The sequence below is a fragment of the Streptomyces fodineus genome (assembly GCF_001735805.1).
GTDB classification, from domain to species: domain Bacteria; phylum Actinomycetota; class Actinomycetes; order Streptomycetales; family Streptomycetaceae; genus Streptomyces; species Streptomyces fodineus.
In genome coordinates, this window is record NZ_CP017248.1 from 2,912,627 (window position 1) to 2,933,125 (window position 20,499).

General features: G+C 70.6%; 16 protein-coding genes and 1 pseudogene. 12 read left to right on the forward strand and 5 right to left on the reverse strand.

Features of this window, described 5'->3' with window-relative positions:
- Positions 1-346 precede the first annotated feature (346 nt).
- On the reverse strand, positions 347-976 hold the full coding sequence (locus BFF78_RS11735) for a TetR/AcrR family transcriptional regulator (RefSeq protein WP_227025818.1): 630 nt from the start codon (positions 974-976) through the stop codon (positions 347-349).
- Between the two features lie 254 nt (positions 977-1,230).
- Here BFF78_RS11735 and BFF78_RS11740 point away from each other — a divergent pair, with 254 nt between their 5' ends.
- The 3 genes from BFF78_RS11740 (at position 1,231) to BFF78_RS11750 (ending at position 6,442) form a co-directional block, all read left to right on the forward strand.
- A complete protein-coding gene (locus BFF78_RS11740; RefSeq protein ID WP_069778277.1) occupies positions 1,231-4,452 on the forward strand; it encodes a bifunctional cytochrome P450/NADPH--P450 reductase in 3,222 nt (1,073 codons plus the stop codon).
- 162 nt (positions 4,453-4,614) lie between these two features.
- The gene (locus tag BFF78_RS11745; RefSeq protein ID WP_069778278.1) at positions 4,615-5,661 is read left to right on the forward strand and encodes a zinc-binding dehydrogenase; all 1,047 of its coding nucleotides are present in this window, start codon (positions 4,615-4,617) and stop codon (positions 5,659-5,661) included.
- A 115-nt stretch (positions 5,662-5,776) separates the two neighbouring features.
- On the forward strand, positions 5,777-6,442 hold the full coding sequence (locus tag BFF78_RS11750; protein WP_069778279.1) for a TetR/AcrR family transcriptional regulator: 666 nt from the start codon (positions 5,777-5,779) through the stop codon (positions 6,440-6,442).
- Here the strand turns inward: BFF78_RS11750 and BFF78_RS11755 are convergent.
- A complete protein-coding gene (locus tag BFF78_RS11755; protein WP_069778280.1) occupies positions 6,411-7,046 on the reverse strand; it encodes a TetR/AcrR family transcriptional regulator in 636 nt (211 codons plus the stop codon). The genes BFF78_RS11750 and BFF78_RS11755 overlap by 32 nt on opposite strands.
- 138 nt (positions 7,047-7,184) lie before the next feature.
- Here BFF78_RS11755 and BFF78_RS11760 point away from each other — a divergent pair, with 138 nt between their 5' ends.
- The 6 genes and pseudogenes from BFF78_RS11760 (at position 7,185) to BFF78_RS11785 (ending at position 13,905) form a co-directional block, all read left to right on the forward strand.
- Positions 7,185-8,330: a VOC family protein gene (locus tag BFF78_RS11760; protein WP_069778281.1), complete on the forward strand. Its 1,146-nt coding sequence runs from the start codon at positions 7,185-7,187 to the stop codon at positions 8,328-8,330.
- Positions 8,327-9,264: pseudogene (locus tag BFF78_RS11765) on the forward strand (fumarylacetoacetate hydrolase family protein). Before BFF78_RS11760 ends, BFF78_RS11765 begins: the two are co-directional and overlap by 4 nt.
- On the forward strand, positions 9,261-10,883 hold the full coding sequence (gene mhpA / locus BFF78_RS11770) for a bifunctional 3-(3-hydroxy-phenyl)propionate/3-hydroxycinnamic acid hydroxylase MhpA (protein ID WP_069778282.1): 1,623 nt from the start codon (positions 9,261-9,263) through the stop codon (positions 10,881-10,883). The pseudogene BFF78_RS11765 and the gene mhpA overlap by 4 nt, the downstream one beginning before the upstream one ends.
- A complete protein-coding gene (locus tag BFF78_RS11775; protein ID WP_069778283.1) occupies positions 10,880-12,919 on the forward strand; it encodes an acetoacetate--CoA ligase in 2,040 nt (679 codons plus the stop codon). The genes mhpA and BFF78_RS11775 overlap by 4 nt, the downstream gene beginning before the upstream one ends.
- A complete protein-coding gene (locus BFF78_RS11780) occupies positions 12,916-13,158 on the forward strand; it encodes a hypothetical protein (RefSeq protein ID WP_069778284.1) in 243 nt (80 codons plus the stop codon). The genes BFF78_RS11775 and BFF78_RS11780 overlap by 4 nt, the downstream gene beginning before the upstream one ends.
- A 54-nt stretch (positions 13,159-13,212) precedes the next feature.
- Positions 13,213-13,905 carry a hypothetical protein gene (locus BFF78_RS11785; RefSeq protein ID WP_069778285.1) on the forward strand — a complete coding sequence of 231 codons (693 nt, stop codon included), beginning with the start codon at positions 13,213-13,215 and terminating at the stop codon, positions 13,903-13,905.
- 528 nt (positions 13,906-14,433) lie between these two features.
- Here the strand turns inward: BFF78_RS11785 and BFF78_RS11790 are convergent.
- Both BFF78_RS11790 and BFF78_RS11795 read right to left on the reverse strand, forming a co-directional pair.
- A complete protein-coding gene (locus tag BFF78_RS11790) occupies positions 14,434-15,762 on the reverse strand; it encodes a class I SAM-dependent RNA methyltransferase (protein WP_069778286.1) in 1,329 nt (442 codons plus the stop codon).
- 91 nt (positions 15,763-15,853) lie between these two features.
- Entirely contained in the window at positions 15,854-17,905 is a 2,052-nt protein-coding gene (locus tag BFF78_RS11795) for an APC family permease (protein WP_069778287.1), read from the reverse strand.
- Positions 17,906-18,066: 161 nt separating this feature from the next.
- Here BFF78_RS11795 and BFF78_RS49335 point away from each other — a divergent pair, with 161 nt between their 5' ends.
- The 3 genes from BFF78_RS49335 to BFF78_RS11805 all read left to right on the forward strand — a co-directional run bounded on the left by BFF78_RS49335 (position 18,067) and on the right by BFF78_RS11805 (position 19,683).
- Positions 18,067-18,195, forward strand: a complete 129-nt coding sequence (locus tag BFF78_RS49335) for a hypothetical protein (protein WP_257786902.1) — start codon at positions 18,067-18,069, stop codon at positions 18,193-18,195.
- A gap of 145 nt (positions 18,196-18,340) precedes the next feature.
- Positions 18,341-19,012, forward strand: coding sequence for a potassium channel family protein (locus BFF78_RS11800; protein ID WP_069778288.1), 672 nt, complete (start codon positions 18,341-18,343; stop codon positions 19,010-19,012).
- Entirely contained in the window at positions 19,012-19,683 is a 672-nt protein-coding gene (locus BFF78_RS11805; RefSeq protein ID WP_069778289.1) for a potassium channel family protein, read from the forward strand. Before BFF78_RS11800 ends, BFF78_RS11805 begins: the two co-directional genes overlap by 1 nt.
- A 67-nt stretch (positions 19,684-19,750) precedes the next feature.
- On the opposite strand, the gene BFF78_RS11810 is transcribed toward BFF78_RS11805, so the two are convergent.
- Complete coding sequence (locus BFF78_RS11810; protein WP_069778290.1) at positions 19,751-20,497, reverse strand: DUF3159 domain-containing protein; 747 nt, start codon at positions 20,495-20,497, stop codon at positions 19,751-19,753.
- Positions 20,498-20,499 lie beyond the last annotated feature (2 nt).

Below are 20,499 nucleotides of genomic sequence, written 5' to 3' on the forward strand. Positions count from 1 at the left end.
CGGACGGGAGAGACCCCCGTCTCGGCCACCGACCGCACCCTGGCGAAGACCGAGATGATCACCTATGCCGATGTCCGTCACGGTGACACCACGATCAGTGCGAGCACGATCACCAGCAGCCCGCGCCCGGCGCGCTGCTCCAAGAAGCGATCATCCGATATCCCTCGCGCGCCCATACGCCCTTCTACGCCCTCTGTGGCCGTGCGTAAGGTCTGACCAGCCCATCCCGCCCGCTCGCCCGTACTGAAGCGGCCTTCTCCGGAGATCGGGTGCCCTCCTGGGCGCAGCGACCTGAGCCCGCCGGCCACGGACGAGCGCCACGCCGTACCGCTCCAGGGTCACGGACTCAACGGCGGCCGACGCCCTGGCCGTCACGACCGGCGCTGAGCCGACCCTCCAGGCCCGTGATGAGTGTGTCGATCACCAGCCGGAACATGTGGTCCTGATCAGGACCTGACCGGCCTGCGTCCGTAACCTCGTCCGCGTCGGCAGCGGAGGGCTTCAGGCTCGCCCACTGCTGGAGCGAGCCGTTGAGTTCGGCGCCGAGGACACCGATGACGACGGCGACCATGAGAGCGGCGATCTCCGGAACCTCCGGGTGCGACGCCCCGGCAGCGGCCACGATGGCGGTGAGCGCGGTCCAGAACGGGTCGTCGGGCTGGATGAAGTCCGGCTGGTGGCTGAACGAGTAGGCCATCAGCTCGGGGTGACGGTGCGCCAGGGTCCGGAAGTCTGTGGCGAGCAGGCGGATGCGCTCCTGCCAAGGGGCGTTTTCGAGTGTCACGGTGCGGAACTGGGCCCCGACCATTCTCGTCACGCCGCGCAGCACGGCTTCCTTGTTCGGGACGTGGTGGTACAGCGACATCGGGTTCGCGTCGAGCTCTGTGGCGAGTTTGCGCATGGTCAGGGCCTCGACGCCGTCCTCGTCGATGAGCCGCAGGGCGGCGGCATAGATCCCGGCCTCGGTCAGAGGCACGTCTCTCTTCCTGGTTCCCCGCGGGGGACGCCTCACCTTCTTTTCCATACCACGTACGGTATCAGTTTCATACTCCGTATGGAAATGACCTGAATCACAGCGCCGACCTGCATGACAGGGGGTTGCGCCAGGTTTCCATACGCCGTACGGTACTAATTCCATACGGCGTATGTTTCCGTACGGCGCCACAGCATCGACCTGCGCAGCGCGCCCTTGCCCACCCCCTCCACCCCCTCCGTGCAGAGGAGCAAGACATGACTACGCACACCGCGAACGACCTTCGCCCCATCCGGTCCCCGCGCGGGATCCCCCTGCTGGGCCACACGCCGCAGATTCCCGACACCAACCCGGTGGAGTACTTCAACGAGCTGTCCAAGCAGTTCCCCGAGGGCATCTACGGCATGGACATCGCAGGCATCGAGCAGGTCTTCGTCTACGACCCTGACCTGGTGGCCGAGGTCTGCGACGAGACGCGGTTCTTCAAGCAGATCGAGAAGACGCCGCTGAGCCATGTTCGGGACTACACGGGGGCGGGCCTGTTCACGGCCCACCAGCACGAAGAGGAATGGGCCATGGCCCACCGGATCCTGCTGCCGGCCTTCAGCCAGCGGGCCATGAAGACCTACTTCGGTCAGATGCTGGAGATCGCCCAGAACCTCGTCGGCAAGTGGGAGAGCCGGGAGGGTCAGCCGGTCGCCATCACCGACGACTACACCCGGCTCACCCTGGACACCATCGCCCTGTCCGGCTTCGGCTACCGCTTCCGGTCCTACGACAAGGAGGAGCTGCACCCCTTCCTCAACTCGCTGCTGGAGGCGCTGATCGAGTCGATGCGGCGCTCTCAGGAGCTGCCGATGATGACCAAGCTCCGCAAGGCGGACGACAGGAAGTACCGCCAGAACATCCAGCTGATGCGTGACCTGGTCGAGAGCGTGATCAAGGAGCGCCGCGAGGGGAAGGGCACCGGCGAGGAGGACCTGCTCGGCCTGATGCTGGAGGCCACCGACCCGGAGACCGGCAAGCTGCTGGCGGACGACAACGTCCGCGACCAGGTGGTGACCTTCCTGATCGCCGGTCACGAGACCACCAGTGGCCTGCTGTCGTTCGCCACGTACTCGCTGATGCGCAACCCGCACGTGCTGGCGCAGGCGTACGCCGAGGTCGACCGCCTGCTGCCCGGTGACACGGTCCCGGACTACGACACGATCATGCAGCTCGACGTGATCCCGCGGATCCTGGAGGAGACCCTGCGCCTGTGGGCTCCCATCCCGCTGATCGCCAAGGCGCCCATCGACGACACCGTCATCGGCGACCGGTACGAGCTGAGGAAGGGAACCAGGGCCAACATCCTCATGGGCGCGCTGCACTCCCACCCCAAGGCGTGGGACCGGCCGGAGGAGTTCGACATCGACCGGTGGCTGCCGGAGAACCGCGTGGAACAGCACCCGCACGCCTACAAGCCGTTCGGCAACGGTGTGCGTGCCTGCATCGGCCGCCAGTTCGCGCTCACCGAGGCCCGCCTGGCGCTTGCGCTCGTGCTGCAGAAGTTCAGGTTCTCCGACACCACCGACTACAAGATGGACGTCCGCGAGGCGCTGACGCGCAAGCCCGGCGACTTCCAGTTGGTCGTCCGCAAGCGTCAGGACCACCAGCGGACCGTCTTCGGCGCCGCCGACCTGCAGACCGGCGACACGCAGGCGCAGACAGCGGTCAGCGGCGTCGGTGTGAACCTGACCGTCGCCTACGGCTCCAGCCTCGGCTCCTGCGAGGACCTGGCGCGCACCATCGCCGACCGCGGTGAGCGCTCCGGGTTCGGCACCACGCTGATGAGCCTGGACGAGCTGGGCGACAACCTGCCCACCGAGGGTCTGCTCGTCGTCGTAGCCGCCAGCTACAACGGCAAGGCACCCGACAACGCCCAGCGCTTCGACGACCTGCTCGCCGCCGGCCTGCCCGAGGGCTCGCTGTCCAACGTGCGGTTCGCGCTCCTGGGCGCCGGCAACACCCAGTGGGTGGCCACCTACCAGGCATTCCCCAAGCGGATCACGGAAGGTCTGCTGGCCGCCGGCGCCACGCCCGTCGTCGAGCGCGGCATCGCGGACGCCGCCGGTGACTTCGACGGCATGGCGAGTCGCTGGATGGACACCCTGTGGGCCACCCTGGCCGAGGAGTACGCCGCCGACACCTCCGAGGCGAGCGGCCCGCGTTACCAGGTCCAGCTGCTCACCGAGTCCGACGTGCGCCCCGCCATCGTCTCCGAGCAGGCGTACCCGCTCACGGTGGTGGCCAACGAGGAGCTCGTGGCCGACGCGACCGGCCTGTGGGACTTCCAGATCGAGCCGCCGCGCCCGTCCGCGAAGTCCATCACCGTCGAGCTGCCCGAGGGTGTCACCTACGACACCGGCAACCACCTGGCCGTCTTCGCCAAGAACGAACTCGCCCTGGTGGAGCGCGCCCTGAGGCGGCTCGGCGTCGACTACGACCAGGTGCTCCGGCTCGACCAGCCCGCAGGCGGCCGCACCCACCTGCCGGTCGGCACCCCGGTCACCGCCGGCATCCTGCTCACCGAGTTCCTGGAGCTGCAGGACGTGGCCACCCGCTCCCAGATCAAGACGCTGGCCGAGTACACCCAGTGCCCGTGGACACGGCCGCAGCTCCAGGCGTACGCGGCCGACACGGAGGAGGCCGAGGAGCACTACCAGAAGGAGATCCTCGGCAAGCGGGTCTCGGTGCTGGGCCTGCTGGAGCGCTTCCCCGCGGTCGAGCTGCCGCTGGCGGTGTTCCTGGAGATGATGGGGCCGATCCGACCCCGCTTCTACTCCATCTCCTCCGCCCCGTCGGCCAGCCCGCGCCATGTGCGCCTGACCGTCGGCCTGCTGGAGGGTCCGGCCCTGTCCGGCGACGGCCAGTACCGCGGCACCTGCTCCTCCTACATCGCCGGTCTTGAGCCCGGTGACGTCGTGTACGGCTACGTCCGCGTGCCCTCCCCGACGTTCGCCCCGCCCGCCGACCCCGCCACGCCGCTGATCCTGATCGGCCCCGGCACCGGGATCGCGCCGCTGCGCGGCTTCCTGGAGGAGCGGGCGACACAGCACGCGAACGGCACCGAGGTCGGCCTGTCGCAGGTCTTCGTCGGCTGCCGCCACCCGGAGCACGACTACTTCTACAAGCAGGAGATGCGGGACTGGGAGCAGGCCGGGATCGCGCAGGTGCACACCGCCTTCTCCGCGGTGCCCGGGCACCCGGCCCGGTTCGTGCAGAACGCCATAGCCAATGCCGCCGACACGGTGTGGCAGGCCGTCGAGGACGGCGCGTACATCTACGTCTGCGGTGACGGCCGCCGTATGGCCCCCGCCGTCCGCGAGGCCCTCGCCGCCATCCACCGCCGGCGGACCGGCAGCGACGACGAGGCCGCCCAGCAGTGGCTCGCCCAGCTCGAGGCCGACGAGCGCTACCAGCAGGACGTCTTCGCCTGACCGCCGCCGCACGCCGTCAAGGCGCGCTGCCCCCAGCCGCCGGGAGGCGCGCGGACGTCCTGCCTCCCCCGCACGCCTCCCGGCCCCACCAGCCATTCAGACACCCCATGGCACCCATGGCCCGAACCACCGGGCCGTGCCGCTCACGGAAAGCAGATCACCATGGACACCATGCTCGCCGGACGCTTCCACCTGGACAGCAAGAAGTTCGCCGTGGAGGAGGTCCCCATCCCCGTGCCCGGCCCGGGCGAGGTCCTCATCGAGGTCAAGGCCGCGGGCGTCTGCCTCTCCGACGTCCACCTTCTCGACGGCTCCCTCGTCCCGCTGTTCGCCACCTCCGACACGGTCACCGTCGGCCACGAGGTCTCCGGCGTCGTCCACACCCTCGGCCCCGACCTCAAGCGGGGCCTGACCGCCGGCACCCGCGTCACCCTGGAGGCCGGCAAGACCTGCGGCCGGTGCGCCGGCTGCGTGCGCCACCGCCCCTGCACCCAGATGCTCACCGCCGGCATCGACTACGACGGCGGCTGGGCCGAGTACGTGATCGCCCGCGAGGACACCCTCATCCCCATCCCCGACAGTCTCCCCTTCGACCAGGCCGCGATCATCCCCGACGCGGTCTCCACCCCCTACGCCGCCGTCGTCGCCACCGCGGGCGTCCGTCCCGCCCAGTCCGTCGGCGTCTGGGGCGTGGGCGGAGTCGGCGCGCACAACGTACGTCTCGCCCGCCTGGTCGGCGCCGCCCCGATCATCGCCGTCGACCCGCTGCCCAGCGCGCGCGAGCGCGCCCTGGCCTTCGGTGCGGACTACGCCCTGGACCCGGCAGCCCCCGACTTCGCCGACCAGGTACGCGTGGCCACCGACGGGCGGGGCCTGGACTTCGCCTTCGACTGCGCCGGCGTACCCGCCGTGCGCGAGCAGGCCGCCTCCGTGCTCGGCCTGGGCGGCTCCCTGATCCTGGTGGGCATCACCCCCAGGCCGCTCACCATCACCGAGGGCCTGACCTTCAACTACCTGCAGAAGCAGGTGCGCGGTCACTACGGCGGCTTCCCGGAGTCGGTCTCCGAGCTCGTGCGGCTGACCGCGGCCGGCCGCCTCGACCTGGCCCCCTCCATCACCGACCACATCCCCCTCATCGACGCGGCCGGCGCGGTCAGTCGTCTGGAGAACAAGATCGGCGACCCGATCCGCCTCATCCTGGTCCCCTGACGCCTGTCAGCGGGGCATCGAAGCCACCTCGGGCAGGGGTGAGTGGGCGCCGGTGCTTGAGGGAACACCGGCGCCCGCCGTTTTCCGGCAGCCAGAACCCCGGAGGGACGGAGCCATGCAGACGACCGACGCCCTGGGCCGCACTCCGCGGCGCGGTGATGCTCGCTCGAACCGCAGACGCATTCTCGCGATCGCTCGGCAGAGACTGCGGGACGACCCCGACGCGAGTCTCGACAGCATCGCTCAGGGGGCCGGCGTCGCCCGGCGCACCATCTACGGACACTTCTCCAGCCGGGAGGCGCTGGTCGCCGAGCTGACGCAGGAAGCGGTCCAAGCGCTCCGGCAGGCGTTCGCCACAGCCGGTGCCCCGGGTGCCGGTCCGCTCGAGGCGATGACGCGGATGGTCCTGTCGGGATGGGCGGTGCGCGACCAGTACCGCGCGCTGCTGTCCTTGGGGCGACGCCACCTGGGAGATGAGGCGGTCCGCGCCACCCTGGCACCGGTCCGCGACGAGGCCGTCGCGACCCTGCGACGCGGTCAGCGCCAAGGCGTGTTCGCGGACCATGTCCCGGCGCCCGTCCTCGCTCAGGCGCTGGAAGCACTGATGCTGGCCCTGGCCGAGGAGAACGCCGCGAGCGCGTGGGCGGACTCCACGGGTGAGGCCGCAGCCACCGCGTTCCTCGTCGCCGCCGGCGTGGCACCGCAGGCGGCAGCGCTGCAAGTGCGGGACGTCGTGAGTGAGGCAGCTGTCAGTCGAGGCCGGGCAGCGGGCGCCGGGTGACCTCATGGGCGTCGTCCGGGGCGACACCGAGCATGCGCAGGACCATCTCGGCCAGGTCGGAGGCGGCCTCGTCGCCGTCGAGGTCCGGGCGGTCCAGCCTGAGAGCCACGAGGGACAGCAGGGTGCCGCCCAGGGCGGACAGAGCGGTGGTCGCGTTGTCGCAGGTGAAGCGGCCCGACGCGATGCCGATCTCCAGGTCGCGCAGGGCGCGCGGCGACAGACCGCTGTCCGAGTGGATGTGGGACAGGCCGCGGTCACGCAGGATCCGCAGGAGTTCCGGGTGGGAGTCCGCCATCCGGGCAGTGAGCCGGAATCCGGCCGCGACCAGCTCGGCCGGGTCGTCGACGCCTTCCACGCGCGCATCGATGACCTGCCCGAACTCCTCCAGGGCGTCCGACACCGCGGCGTCGAACAGCTCCGTCTTCGACTCGAAGTGGTTGTAGAAGGATCCGAAACCGACATCGGCGCGCTCGGCGATGGCCTGGATGCTGGCGCTGGTGTCCCCGGTCTCCGCGAGGATCTGGCGGGCCGCGCGGACGAGCGCCTGACGGGTCTCGGCGCGGCGCCGCTCGAAGCGGTTCTTGGGCGGGGCTGACGTCGGCATACGGCCCAGTGTAACCATCGCGACGATGACTCTGCCATTACTGATGAGATCCTCAATTATTTGAGCTGCACCTATTGACGATGAGAAACGCCAGAGTTGATGATTTCCTCATTACGGCAGTGTTGCTTGGAGGACACCATGTCCCACATCCCCGTTAACAAGGGCGGTCCTCTGACGCCCCACCAAGACCTCCACAGTGAGCAGGGCGCCCTGCGCGGAGAGCACCCCGGACGAGCCCGGAATCCTGTGATCAAGGTCGCGGACCTGGCCTGGCTGGAGTTCGAGAAGCCCGACCTGGACCGGGCCGAGGTGTTCGCCCGCGACTTCGGCTTCGCGATCGCCGCCCGCACCCGGCACGAGCTGTGGCTGCGCGGCACGTTCGCGGGCCCGCCCTGCATGGTCATCCGGCGCGGGCGTACCTCCCGCTTCCTCGGACCGGCGTTCCGCGCGGCCGAGCGGGCCGATGTCGACCGGCTGGCCGCCGCCGTCGGACACAGCGTCCGGGACATCGACATACCGGGTGGTGGCCGGTCGGTCGCCCTGTTCGACCCCTCGGGCCTGCCGGTCCGGGTCGTGCACTGCGCCGAACCGCTGCCCGCGCTGCCCGAGCAGCCGCCGCTGACCCTCAACACAGGCACCGAACCCCGCCGTACGAACGCCACCCAGCGACCGCCCCGCGAGCCGTCCCGCATCCAGCGCCTCGGCCATGTGGTGCTGGAGACACGGACGTTCGCCCGCACCCTGGACTGGTACCTGGACACCCTCGGGATGATCGTCTCCGACTTCCTGTTCCTGGACGGGCAGCGCCAGCGCGGGCCGACCATGGCGTTCATCCGCTGCGACCAGGGCAGCCTGGCCGTCGATCACCACACGCTGGCCCTGCACCTGGGGCCCGGAACCGGATACGTCCACTCGGCCTACCAGGTCACCGACCTCGACTCGATCGCCGTCGGCGGCGAGTACCTCGCCGAGCGCGGCTACCAGCGCAGCTGGGGAATCGGCCGGCACATCCAGGGCAGTCAGCTCTTCGACTACTGGCGCGACCCCGACCGCTTCATGCTGGAGCACTTCGCCGACGGCGACCTGTTCTCCTGCGACCTCGAACCCGGATGGGCACCGATGTCGGCGAGCGGCCTGGCCCAGTGGGGCCCGCCCGTCACCCGCGACTTCCTGGGCACCAACCCCTCCCCCGCCAAGCTCCGCGAGGTCATGACGGCCCTGCGCGACGACAACGAACTCGACCCCGCACGCCTGCTGGGCCTGATGAAAGCGATGAGCTCATGAGCACCAACGTTCTGCGCACCCCCGACGGCTGGTGGGCCGTCCGGGACGAACGCGCCGTCCGCATCGAGACCAAGGCCGTCACCACCGCCGAACTGCTCGCCGACCGGGCCACCGTGCGAGAGGCCGCCGCCTCCGGCGAGAGCGGCACACCCGTCGCCGACCTGGTGGCACTGCCCCGGTCACCACCCCCTGCAGGGTGGTCGCCCAGATGGTCAACTACCGCAGCCACGCCAAGGATTCCGGGTTCACCGGCGACATCCCGCCCACCTTCTTCCGTAAGGCATCCGGCTCGGTCAGCGGTCCGCACGAGGCGATCGTCCGCCCGGCGCACGTGAGGTTCCTCGACTACGAGGTGGAACTCGGCCTCGTCATGGGCGCGACCCTGCCGGTGGGCACCGTCGTCGAGGAGACGGACCTGCCGCACTACGTCGCCGGGCTCGTCCTCACCAACGACGTCAGCGCCCGCGACGTCCAGCTGACCAAGACGCAGTTCTACGAGAGCAAGTCCTACCCGACCTTCACCCCGACGGGGCCGTATCTGGCCCTGCTGGAGCCCGAGGACTTCGCCCGTCTGATCGACCTGCGGCTTCGGCTGTCGGTCAACGGTGTGCCGCGCCAGGACCGCACTCTCGCCGACATGATCGTGCGGCCCGCGCAGGCGCTCACCCTGCTGGCCCGCTTCCAGACCCTCGACCCGGGCGACCTGCTGCTCACCGGCACTCCTGGCGGCACGGCCCTGAAGGCCCCGCCCAAGCCGGTCGAGAAGATCGCCGCTCTGCTGCCGCCCGCCCTGAAGTGGAAGGCGTTCTTCAACGGCCAGGCCAAGAACCCCCGCTACCTGCGCGACGGTGACCTCGTCACCGCCACGATCGCCACCCCCGACGGGCGCATCGACCTGGGTGAGCAGCGGACCGCTGTGGCGGACGCGACGTGAGCGACGCAGCGCGGAGGCCGGTGGTGATCATCGGTGCGGGGCCCGTGGGAGTCACGGCCGCGCTCCTGCTCGCCCGGCACGGAGTGCGCAGCCTCGTCCTGGAACGCCACCGGGACGTCTACCCCCTGCCGCGCGCCGTCGTCGTGGACGACGAGGTCCGCCGGATCCTGCAGAGCGTCGGCATCCACGAGGAGTTCGCCGCCCTCGCACGTCCGGCACGCGGGCTGCGGCTGCTGAACGCCCAGCACCGTGTGATCGCCGAATTCGCACGATCCCGGCACGGGAAGCATGGCTTCCCTCAGACCAGCATGTTCGACCAGCCCGACCTGGAACGCCTGCTGCGCGCCGCCCTGACGCGCCGCCCCGAGTGTGAACTGTGGGGCGGGGTGGAGGTCGTGTCCGTCAGCCAGGGCACCGAGGGGGCGGCTCCGGTCCGGGTCACCTTCCGCCGCGACGGCAGCGACGAGGACGAGCACGTCTGGGCGGATGCCGTCCTCGGCTGCGACGGCGCGGGCAGCCTCACCCGTGACGCCGTCGGCGCCGCCTGGGAGGACCTGCACTTCGAGGAGAGCTGGCGGGTCATCGACGTGCGCACCAGCCGCCCGGTCCGGACCTGGGAAGGCGTCGACCAGATCTGCTGCCCCACCCAGCCCGCCACCTTCATGCGCCTCGGCAAGGACCGCTACCGCTGGGAGTTCCGGCTGGCCGACGACGAGGCCCTGGACGGCACGGAGGGACTGGAGCGCCTGCGTGAGCTGGTCGCCCCCTGGGTGGACGTGCCCTCCGGCGTCTCGCGGGGCGACGACTTCGAGGTGATCCGGCAGGCGCAGTACACCTTCCGGGCCCGCCTGGCCGACCGGTGGCGCCGGGGACGCGTCTTCCTGCTGGGCGACGCGGCCCACCTCACCCCGCCCTTCATCGGGCAGGGGCTGTGCGCGGGCCTGCGCGACGCCCACAACCTGACCTGGAAGCTCGCCCGTGTTCTCCGACAGGGCGCGGACGACGGGCTGTTGGACACCTACGAGCGAGAGCGCAAGCCGCACGCCCGCTACCTGATCCGGGTCGCGGTCGCCGTCGGCTGGGCCATGACCGGTGGACAGGACCGCGTCGCGGCGCTCCGCCGGGCCGCCGTTGCCGCGGCCTGCCGCATCCCCGGCGTGACCTCGGCGGTGAGCCGTGACCTCAGCCCCGCGCTGCCCGCCGGCCCGCTCGTCCGGCGCCGCCCCGGGCTCATCGGGCGCGGGCTGCCCGGCACCTTCTGCCCGCAGCCCTGGGTGATCGCCGACGGCAGGCGAGTCCGCCTGGACGACATCCTCGGAGACTCCTTCGCCGTCGTGACCGCTGTGCCGCCCACCCCGCGGATGACGGCCGTGGCCATGGCGCTGGACGCACCCACGCTCCACGTCGGCGACCTGGGCGACGACGGCACGCTGGCCGCCTGGCTGGCGCGCGGCCGGGCCGACGCCGTCCTGCTGCGCCCCGACCGTGTCGTGATGGACACCGTCCCTGCCGGCACCGGCCACTTCCCGGACACCACCGCCTGGGCTTCCCTGCTGTACACGGCCCGCCGTACCGCCGATGCCCGGTCCGTCCCGCTGCCGAGGAGCACCGCACCATGACCAGCCCGCACGCCACGCCCTGTCCGGAACCGTTCCTGACACCCGACCCGAAGACGGCCGCCGGCAGCCGCATCGCGGACTTCGCCCGCTGGGCCGCCCGGCACCAGGGCGCCGAAGGTATCCAGGACCCCACCGACTACCAGGCACTGCACCGCTGGTCCGTCACCGACCTGGAAGGTTTCTGGGCCGCGGTATGGGCGTACTTCGACGTCGACGCGACCACTCCCTACGAGCGGGTGCTGGCCGAGGAGACCATGCCCGGCGCCCGCTGGTTCCCCGGCGCCACCCTGAACTACGCCCACCATGCCCTGCGCAACCTGCACCCGGACGCTCCCGCGATCACCGCGCTGGACGAGACCGGCGCCGGCTACGAGATCACAGGCCGGGAGCTGCGCGCCCGGGTCGCCTCCGTGGCAGCCACTCTGCGCGACCTGGGCGTGACACAGGGCGACCGGGTGGTCGGCTACCTGCCCAACACCCCCCACGCCGTCATCGCCTTCCTCGCCACCGCCGGCCTGGGCGCGGTGTGGTCGGTGTGCGGCCAGGACTACGCACCCAAGGCCGCCGCCGACCGATTCGCCCAGCTCCGGCCGACGGTGCTCATCACGGCTGACGGCTACCTCTTCAACGGCGCCGCCCACGACCGCCGTGCCGCCTCGCTCGAACTGGCCGACGCCCTGCCCACGCTGAAGGCGACGGTGCTCGTGGACCACCTGGGCCTCACCTGGCCCGAGACCCGGCAGCACACCGGCCTGACGGTTCCCTGGGACGACGCCGCCACCCGCAGCGAGTACCTCACCATCACCCCGGTGCCCTTCGACCACCCTCTGTGGGTCGTCTTCTCCTCCGGCACCACCGGCCTGCCCAAGGGCATCGTCCACGGGCACGGCGGCGTCCTGCTGGAGCACCTCAAGATCCTCGGCCTGCACTGCGACCTGGGCATCGGTGACCGCCTGCTGTGGTACACCACCACCCACTGGATGATGTGGAACCTGGTCGTCTCCACCCTGCTGACCGGCGCCACCACCTGCACCTACGACGGCAGCCCGGCGCCGGTGGCGCGCCCCGACGTCCTGTGGGGGCTGGCAGACCGCCACAAGATCACCGTCTTCGGTACCAGCCCCCAGTACCTGCTGGCCATGGCCAAGCTGGGCATCGAACCCTCCTCCGTGCACGACCTGTCCGCGGTCCGCGCCGTCGGCTGCACCGGCTCCGCCCTGCCCGCCTCCGCCTACCCGTGGGTCCGCGACCACGTGGGCACCGACGTCCAGCCGGCCTCCACCAGCGGCGGCACCGACATCGTCTCCGCCTTCGCCGGCAGCGCCCCCACGACCCCCGTCTGGGCCGGCGAGCTCTCCGCCCCCAACCTGGGCGTGGCGCTGGCGGCGTACGACGGCGCGGGACGGCCGGTCGTGGACCAGGTCGGCGAACTGGTCGTCACCCGCCCGATGCCGTCCATGCCGCTGTACTTCTGGAACGACCCCGACGGCAGCCGTTACCGCGATGCCTACTTCGGCGCCTACCCGGGCGTATGGCGGCACGGCGACTGGATCACCCTCACCTCCCACGGTTCGGTGATCGTCCACGGCCGCTCCGACGCCACCCTCAACCGCAACGGCGTGCGCCTGGGCAGTGCCGACATCCACGACATCGTCGAACGCCTCCCCGAGATCACCGAGGCCCTCGTCATCGGCGCGGAGGAACCCGACGGCGGCTACTGGATGCCCCTGTTCGTCGTCCCCGCGCCCGGTGTCACGCTGGACGACGCCCTGCGCGAGACGATCCGCGACGCCATCCGCACCGGCGCCTCCCCCCGCCACGTCCCCGACGAGATCCTCGCCGTGCCGGCCATCCCGCACACCAGGACCGGGAAGAAACTCGAGGTTCCGGTCAAACGCCTCCTCCAGGGCGCCCCCGCCGAGCAGGTCCTCAACCCCTCGGCGGTCGACAACCCGGACCTGATCGCCTACTTCGCCGGCCTGGGAACAGAACGCCGTCAGGCCCGTCATCCGCACACCGTCAAGGACGCCTCATGAGCCTCTCCGCCGGCCTGGCCTGTCTCATCGTGCTGATCTTCGCCCTGCCGGGCGTGGCCAAGATCATGGCCCTCGGCCCGATGCCCGAGCCGGCCGCCCACGCCGGCTTCACCCCAGCGGCCTACCGGCTGATCGGTGCGCTGGAGCCGGCAGGCAACCCGTGCGGCGCACACCACCGCGGGGACGAGTTTTGGCGGCCCGTCTCCCTTGCGCTGCACGCAGGCGACAGAGGTCCCTGAGTCCTGTCAGCGAGCCCACGATGGGGCTGGCACACTGAATCTGTGGTTCCGCCGATGACCGCGACCCACCAAGCCGCGTCCTCATCACTCACAGGCGCCGGCGTGGTGTCGATCTGCGCATTGCTCTTCACCGTCGCGTCGTTCTGGTGGCTCAACGCCAGACAAGGACGCCTGAAGACGTGGGAGCCTCATGCCTTCGCAGCGATCATCCACTCTTCCACGGCCCGCCTGCGGCTCCCGCTCGTCCTTCACAACACCGGCCCCAAGCCGATCGTCGTACAGGACCTCATCCTGACCTTCCCCGACGAGCCCGCTTCTCACCTGCCGCTGCTGTGGGTGTCCTCACCGTCCCGCCTCCAGCCGGGGCCGGACGAGGATGCGAAGTTGCCGGCCGGCTTCGTCGTGCCCGGCAGAGAAGCGCAACAACTCTTCATCGAGTTCGAGGCACCGTTTTCCGGGTTCATGCCGGAAGCCCGTGACTACAAGGTCCAGCTGCAGGCGAGGGTCGGCCACCGCAAGGGGTGGCGCCGCCTGCTGACGTTCACCCTGCGGGCCGCCAACATCATCGATCCGGATCGCTACACCGTCTACAACAACGCACCGGTCGAGCTGACGAAGGAAGATCAGAAAAGGGCGGATGCCGCGCTCCTCGAACTGCTGGGAGAGCAAGGGGACGACTCCTCTCCGGGCAGCGGGAGGCACCGGAATTCTTCGAACGACGATGACGACGCCGGCACGAGCCACTGACGCAGCACCTGTGATCGGACCTCCGGAGCGTACGGCGGCGGCGACCGGTCGGTGGCATCAGCTCGAGGGCGCCGCAGCACCGGAGTTCGTTGATCAGCGAGGTGGGCCGGCCAGTCGGGCGTGAGACCCGGTACCTCCGCAGCCTTCGCCACGGTCTCCGTCTCGGCGGCGCGCCGATGGCGCAGGGAGGCGCCGTGCTCCGGGCAGACGGGTCGAGGGTGCCTGGCGAACCAGGTAGCGCGTCGGCGGTTGCCAAGGCCGCTGCCGGCCAGGACCTTCTCCTTGGGCTCGACAGCCGACCGGGCAACCGTCATGACGCTCCGCCAGAATCAGCGTCGGACGAGCGTCAAGACGCTTCCCCAACCGCCCCCACGAGGTCGGGGCGTAGCACGCCCCACCCGCGCCCCGGTACGCGAAAGTCGCAGGTCAGACACGCGGCGCGCGTCTGCAAAACGCTCCACGCGGCGGACCCGTGGAAACAGGTCCAGCCGACCCGCCCGGAACCTCAGAAATCAGGGAACTCGCAGGTCAGAGGCTCTTCGCGGCAGGCTCAAGAATCGCCACGCACTCCACATGATGCGTCATCGGAAACAGATCGAACGCCCGAAGCATCCGCACCCGGTACCCGCCCTCCCGGAAGTACCCCAGGTCACGAGCCAGCGCAGCGGGATCGCAGGCGACGTACGCGATGCGGCGGGCGCCCAGGGAGGTGAGGTGGGCGACCGTGCCGCGGCCCGCGCCGGCCCTCGGGGGGTCCAGGACGATCAGGTCGACCTCGGTGATGCCCGTGCGCGGCAGGACCGACTCGACCTTGCCCTGTTCGATGCGGACCCGGGGGAAGTCGGCGAGGTTGTGGCGGGCGTCCTCGACCGCCCGCTTGCCGGACTCGATGCCGAGGACCGCGCCCTTCTCGCCGAGGCGGTCGGCCAGGGCGCCGGCGAAGAGGCCGACGCCGCAGTAGAGGTCCAGGGCCATCTCGCCCTTGCGGGGCAGCAGGCCCTGCATGACCGCTGTCACCAGGGTGTCCGCCGCCTTCGGGTGGACCTGCCAGAAGCCGCCGTTGCCCACGCGGTGGGTACGGCCGTCCGCGCGCTCGCGCACGAAGGGGCGGCCGTGGACGCGGTGCACCCCGCCGGACTTCTCGTCGACCCGGAGGACGGAGACCGGCTTGTCCAGCTCCACCAGGGGAAGGCGGGCGCCGGGACGCGGTGTCAGGATCACCTGGCGGTCCTGCGAGCCCGTCGCCGCGATCGCCTCGACCGACTCCATGCCGGTCCAGTCCCGCCGCTCGATGCCCAGCTCGCTGACGCCCTCCGCCGCGATCATGCAGTGGTCGATGCGCTCGACCTCGTGCGAGCGGTGGCGGCGCAGGCCCGCGTGGCCCTCGGCGTCGACGGCGTACTGGACGCGCGTGCGCCACTGCGGGACCTGGCCCGCGGGCATCTTGTCGCCCTCGGCCGGCATCACCGTGCCGTCCCAGCCGGCCTCCTCGGGGGTGAGGCCGGCGAGCCGCTTGAGCTGTTCGGCGATCACCTCGCCCTTGAGGCGGCGCTGGGCGCCCGGCTTGGCGTGCTGCCAGTCGCAGCCGCCGCAGCGGCCGGGCCCGGCGAAGGGGCAGGGGGCCTCGACGCGGTCCTTGGAGGGCTCCAGGATCCGTACCGCGTCCGCGCGCAGGAAGCGGGCGCCCTCCTCGCCCTCGGTCACCCGGGCCACCACCCGCTCGCCCGGCAGCGCGTGCCGGACGAACAGCACCTGGCCCTCGGCCGTACGGGCGATGCAGTGGCCGCCGTGGGCGACGGGGCCGATCTCGACCTCGTACTCCTGGCCCACCAGAGACTTCGTCGGTTCTGCCTGCATGGCGGGGTGACTCCAGATCCAGAAAGGGGAAACGGCCGCAAACCGGCGGGCCGGACAACAGCCCACCAGTCTACGGCCTCGAAGTCCCGCCTCAGTCCTCGGCCGCCGACGGCTGCTTGGGCCGCTCCCCGGCCGGGCCGCGCCGTACGGCACCCGGTGCGTTCCACTCCTGCCGCTTGCGGGCCCGGACCTTCGCCGCCTCGGAGGACGCCAGCTGGTAGGGCACGGAGGTGACCATCACGCCGGGCGTGAACAGCAGGCGGCCCTTCAGGCGCAGGGCGCTCTGGTTGTGCAGCAGGTGCTCGTACCAGTGGCCGACCACGTACTCGGGGATGATCACGGAGACCGCGTCGCGCGGGGACTCCTTGCGCAGGCTCTTGACGTACTCGATCACCGGGCGGGTGACCTCGCGGTACGGCGAGTCCAGGACCTTCAGCGGTACGTCGATGCCGCGCCGCTCCCACTCCTCGTGCAGCGCCTTGGTCTCGGCCGGGTCGACGTTGACCGTCAGCGCCTCCAGGGTGTCCGAGCGCATCAGCCTGGCGTAGGCCAGGGCGCGCAGGGTGGGGCGGTGGATCTTCGAGATCAGCACCACCGAGTGCACCCGCGAGGGGCGGACCAGGTCGTCGTCCGGCTCCTCGGGGGCGGCGATCTCCTCGGCGACGCGGTCGTAGTGCTTACGGATCGCGGTCATCGTCGCGTAGAAGATGCACATGCCCATCAGGGCCACCCAGGCGCCGTGCGTGAACTTGGTGACCAGGACGACGACGAGCACCAGGCCGGTGAAGAAGGCGCCGAACGCGTTGATCGCGCGGGAGCGGATCATGTGGCGGCGCTTGGCCTGGTCCGTCTCGACCGCCAGGTGCCGGTTCCAGTGCCGGACCATGCCGGTCTGGCTGAGCGTGAAGGACACGAACACGCCGACGATGTACAGCTGGATCAGGCGGGTCGAGTCGGCGCCGTAGATGACGGTCAGCAGGGTCGCGGCGCCCGCGAGCAGCACGATGCCGTTGGAGAAGGCGAGCCGGTCGCCGCGGGTGTGCAGCTGGCGCGGGAGGTAGCGGTCCTGGGCGAGGATCGAGCCGAGCAGCGGGAAGCCGTTGTAGGCCGTGTTCGCCGCCAGGAACAGGACCAGCGCGGTGGCGGCCGCGAGGACCACGAACAGGAAGCTGCCCTTGCCGAAGACCGCCTCGGCGACCTGCGAGATCACCGGGTTCTGGACATAGCCCGAGCCCAGCGGGTGGCCGTTGTGGATCAGGTCGGTGGCCGGGTTCTCGGCCATGCGGACCTTGGTCGTCATGGCGAGGGCGATGATGCCGCAGAACATGGTGACGGCGAGCCCGCCCATCAGCGCGAGCGTGGTCGCCGCGTTCTTCGACTTGGGCTTGCGGAAGGCCGGGACGCCGTTGGAGATGGCCTCCACGCCGGTGAGTGCGGCACAGCCGGAGGAGAAGGCGCGCAGCAGCAGGAAGACGAGCGCGAAGCCCGCGAGGCCCTGGTGTTCGGCGTTGATGTGGTAGTCGGCGGTCGGCGCCCGCATGGTGTTGCCGAGGACCAGGCCCCGGAACGCGCCCCACGCGATCATGATGAAGACGCCGCCGACGAACACGTACGTCGGGATCGCGAAGAGCTTGCCGGACTCCTTCACGCCACGCAGGTTCATCAGCGTGAGCAGCACGATCACGGCGACCGCGCACAGCACCTTGTGCTCGACCACGAACGGGATCGCGGAGCCGAGGTTCTCGATGCCGGAGGCGATGGAGACGGCGACGGTGAGGACGTAGTCGACGAGCAGAGCGCTGGCCACGGTCAGGCCGGCCCTGGGGCCGAGGTTGGTGGTGGCGACCTCGTAGTCGCCGCCGCCGCTCGGATAGGCGTGGACGTTCTGCCGGTAGGAGGCGACCACCGTGAACATCAGCACGACGACCGCGACCGCGATCCAGGGGCTGAAGTGGTACGCCGACACGCCCGCGATGGACAGGACCAGCAGGACCTCTCCCGGCGCGTAGGCGACGGAGGACAGCGGGTCGGAGGCGAAGACGGGGAGTGCGATGCGCTTCGGCAGGAGCGTTTCGCCCAGCCGGTCACTGCGCAGTGCGCGCCCGATCAGAATCCGTTTGGGCACGTCGGTCAGTTTGGACACGACAGAGGATCGTAAGCCTTCGTACCGGCGGCCGCCCACCCGGTACCCCGGATCTGCCTCACGAGTGAAATCAGCGGCGCACCTTACTGCGGATTCCGTGGTCCGTGCGCTCCCCGTGCCTAGATGGCAGATCCCGCATGTCATCGCAGTTCGGAGGACCCATGCCCGCCACCGCGGAGCTGATCGGGGCGACCCTCGCCCTGCTCGGCCTCGGAATCCTGACCTTGTGCAGCGTGCGCAGCATCACTCGCCGCAGGCCGCCCCCGGTGATCGCCGACGCGGACGGCTGACGCTGCCGACGCGCATGATCGCGGACCGTGATCACGGCGAACGCGCGCCAGGGGGTGCCCACCTCCCGGCGCCCATGTGTAGCTTTGGGCCTCGGTCTGAGACCCTGAGGCTGAGCAGTAACTTTTGGACACCGGAAGGACGGTCGTGCACATCGTCATCATGGGCTGTGGGAGAGTGGGTTCCGCTCTTGCCCAGACCCTGGAGCAACAGGGCCACACGGTCGCCGTGATCGACCAGGACCCCACCGCCTTCCGCCGACTGGGCCCCGGTTTCGGGGGCCGCCGGGTCACCGGTGTCGGCTTCGACCAGGACACCCTGCGCGAGGCCGGCATCGAGGAGGCCGGCGCCTTCGCGGCCGTGTCCAGCGGTGACAACTCCAACATCATCTCCGCCCGCGTGGCCCGCGAGATGTTCGGCGTGGAGAACGTGGCCGCCCGTATCTACGACCCGCGCCGCGCCGAGGTCTACCAGCGGCTCGGCATCCCCACCGTGGCGACGGTCCGCTGGACCGCCGACCAGATGCTGCGCCGGCTGCTGCCGTCGGGTGCCGAGCCGCTGTGGCGCGACCCCACCGGCGGGGTGCAGCTCGCCGAGGTGCACGCCTCCGCGAAGTGGGTCGGGCACAAGATCAGCAAGCTGCAGGAGGAGACGGGCGTCCGCGTGGCGTTCCTGACCCGCCTCGGCGAGGCGATCCTGCCGACCTCGCAGACGGTGCTGCAGGAGGGCGACCTCGTGCATGTGATGATGCGGGCGGACGACGTCGAGAAGGTCGAGGCGGCGTTCGCCCAGGGCCCGGAAGAGGAGAGCGGTCACTGATGAGGGTCGCCATTGCCGGGGCCGGCGCCGTCGGCCGCTCGATCGCGAGCGAGCTGCTGGAGAACGGCCACGAGGTCCTGCTCATCGACAAGGCCCCGACCGCCATCTCGGTGGAGCGGGTGCCCCAGGCGGAGTGGCTGCTGGCCGACGCCTGCGAGATCACGTCCCTGGACGAGGCGGCGCTCCAGCGCTGCAACGTCGCCATCGCCGCGACCGGCGACGACAAGGTCAACCTGGTCGTCTCGCTGCTCGCCAAGACGGAGTACGGCGTCCCGCGCGTCGTCGCCCGCGTCAACAACCCCAAGAACGAGTGGCTGTTCAACGAGGCCTGGGGCGTGGACGTGGCCGTCTCCACCCCGCGCCTGATGTCCGCCCTGGTCGAGGAGGCGGTGAGCGTCGGCGACCTGGTCCGCCTGCTCCGCTTCAGCCACGGCGACGCCAACCTCGTCGAGCTGACCCTGCCGGAGGAGTCGGCCCTGGCCGGCACCCAGGTCGGCGACGTCGAGTGGCCCGAGGACACCTCCCTGGTCACGATCATCCGCGGCACCCGCGTCCTGACCCCGTCCAAGGAGGACTCCCTGGAGCCGGGCGACGAGCTGCTGTTCGTGGCCGCGCAGGCTCGTGAGGAGCAGCTGGAGGAACTGCTGTCGGTGCGGCGGGAAGAGACCTGACCGACCGCATGGGAGAAGGGCGCCCCTGACACCAGGGGCGCCCTTCTCCGTCGTACGACGGGTGTCTCTACGCCTCCCGGCGGTGCCGCCCTGCCGCTTCCGCCGCCTTGCGCTCCTCGGCCGCCTTCTCCTCGGCCTCCATCTCCGCGAACACGTCGATCGGCGCGGGTGCCTTCGCGAGGAAGACCCAGGTGAGCCAGACCGCCAGCAGGAACGGCGGGATCTTCAGGGCGATCAGGACCCAGCCGAGCTTGGCGGTGTCCGACCACCAGTACAGCGGGAAGAGGATCGCGCACTTGGCGAGCAGGATCAGGCCCCAGGCCCAACTGGCCTTCGCGTAGGCCTTCTTGCGGCCTGGGTTGCGGGTGCGCCAGGAGAGGTTCTCCTTGAAGACCGGGCCGAGGATGAGACCGATCAGGGGCACCCCGGCGAGGGTCGTGACGATGTACGCCAGCGCCAGGCCCAGCGTGTAGAGCATGCCGGGGAGGTAGAAGTCCTTGGCGTTGCCGGTGAACATCGCGAAGACCACGCCGAAGGCCACGCCGAACACACCGCTGAAGGCGTGCTTGACGGTGTCCTTCATGACGAGCCGGACCACGACGAGCACCAGGGACACGGCCAGCGCGGCGAGCGCCGACACATGCAGGTTCTTGTCGATGGTGAAGATCGCGACGAAGAGCAGGCCCGGCACGACCGTCTCGACCATGCCGCGGACCCCGCCGAACGCCTCGAAGAGCGCCGCCTCGGTCACCGCCCGGGCGTCGTCTGGCTGCGCCTGAGCGGCGTCTTCGGTCGGCTTGTCGAGGGACGTCACCG

What these genes read in the sequence shown, in the direction of transcription:
- BFF78_RS11750 (WP_069778279.1), top strand. Translation starts at nt 5,777, where the DNA reads ATGCAGACGACCGACGCCCTGGGCCGCACTCCGCGGCGCGGTGATGCT.
- BFF78_RS49335 (WP_257786902.1), top strand. Translation starts at nt 18,067, where the DNA reads ATGCCCGCCACCGCGGAGCTGATCGGGGCGACCCTCGCCCTGCTCGGC.
- BFF78_RS11755 (WP_069778280.1), bottom strand. Translation starts at nt 7,046, where the DNA reads ATGCCGACGTCAGCCCCGCCCAAGAACCGCTTCGAGCGGCGCCGCGCC.
- BFF78_RS11785 (WP_069778285.1), top strand. Translation starts at nt 13,213, where the DNA reads ATGACCGCGACCCACCAAGCCGCGTCCTCATCACTCACAGGCGCCGGC.
- BFF78_RS11775 (WP_069778283.1), top strand. Translation starts at nt 10,880, where the DNA reads ATGACCAGCCCGCACGCCACGCCCTGTCCGGAACCGTTCCTGACACCC.
- BFF78_RS11760 (WP_069778281.1), top strand. Translation starts at nt 7,185, where the DNA reads ATGTCCCACATCCCCGTTAACAAGGGCGGTCCTCTGACGCCCCACCAA.
- BFF78_RS11805 (WP_069778289.1), top strand. Translation starts at nt 19,012, where the DNA reads ATGAGGGTCGCCATTGCCGGGGCCGGCGCCGTCGGCCGCTCGATCGCG.
- BFF78_RS11790 (WP_069778286.1), bottom strand. Translation starts at nt 15,762, where the DNA reads ATGCAGGCAGAACCGACGAAGTCTCTGGTGGGCCAGGAGTACGAGGTC.
- BFF78_RS11740 (WP_069778277.1), top strand. Translation starts at nt 1,231, where the DNA reads ATGACTACGCACACCGCGAACGACCTTCGCCCCATCCGGTCCCCGCGC.
- BFF78_RS11745 (WP_069778278.1), top strand. Translation starts at nt 4,615, where the DNA reads ATGGACACCATGCTCGCCGGACGCTTCCACCTGGACAGCAAGAAGTTC.
- BFF78_RS11780 (WP_069778284.1), top strand. Translation starts at nt 12,916, where the DNA reads ATGAGCCTCTCCGCCGGCCTGGCCTGTCTCATCGTGCTGATCTTCGCC.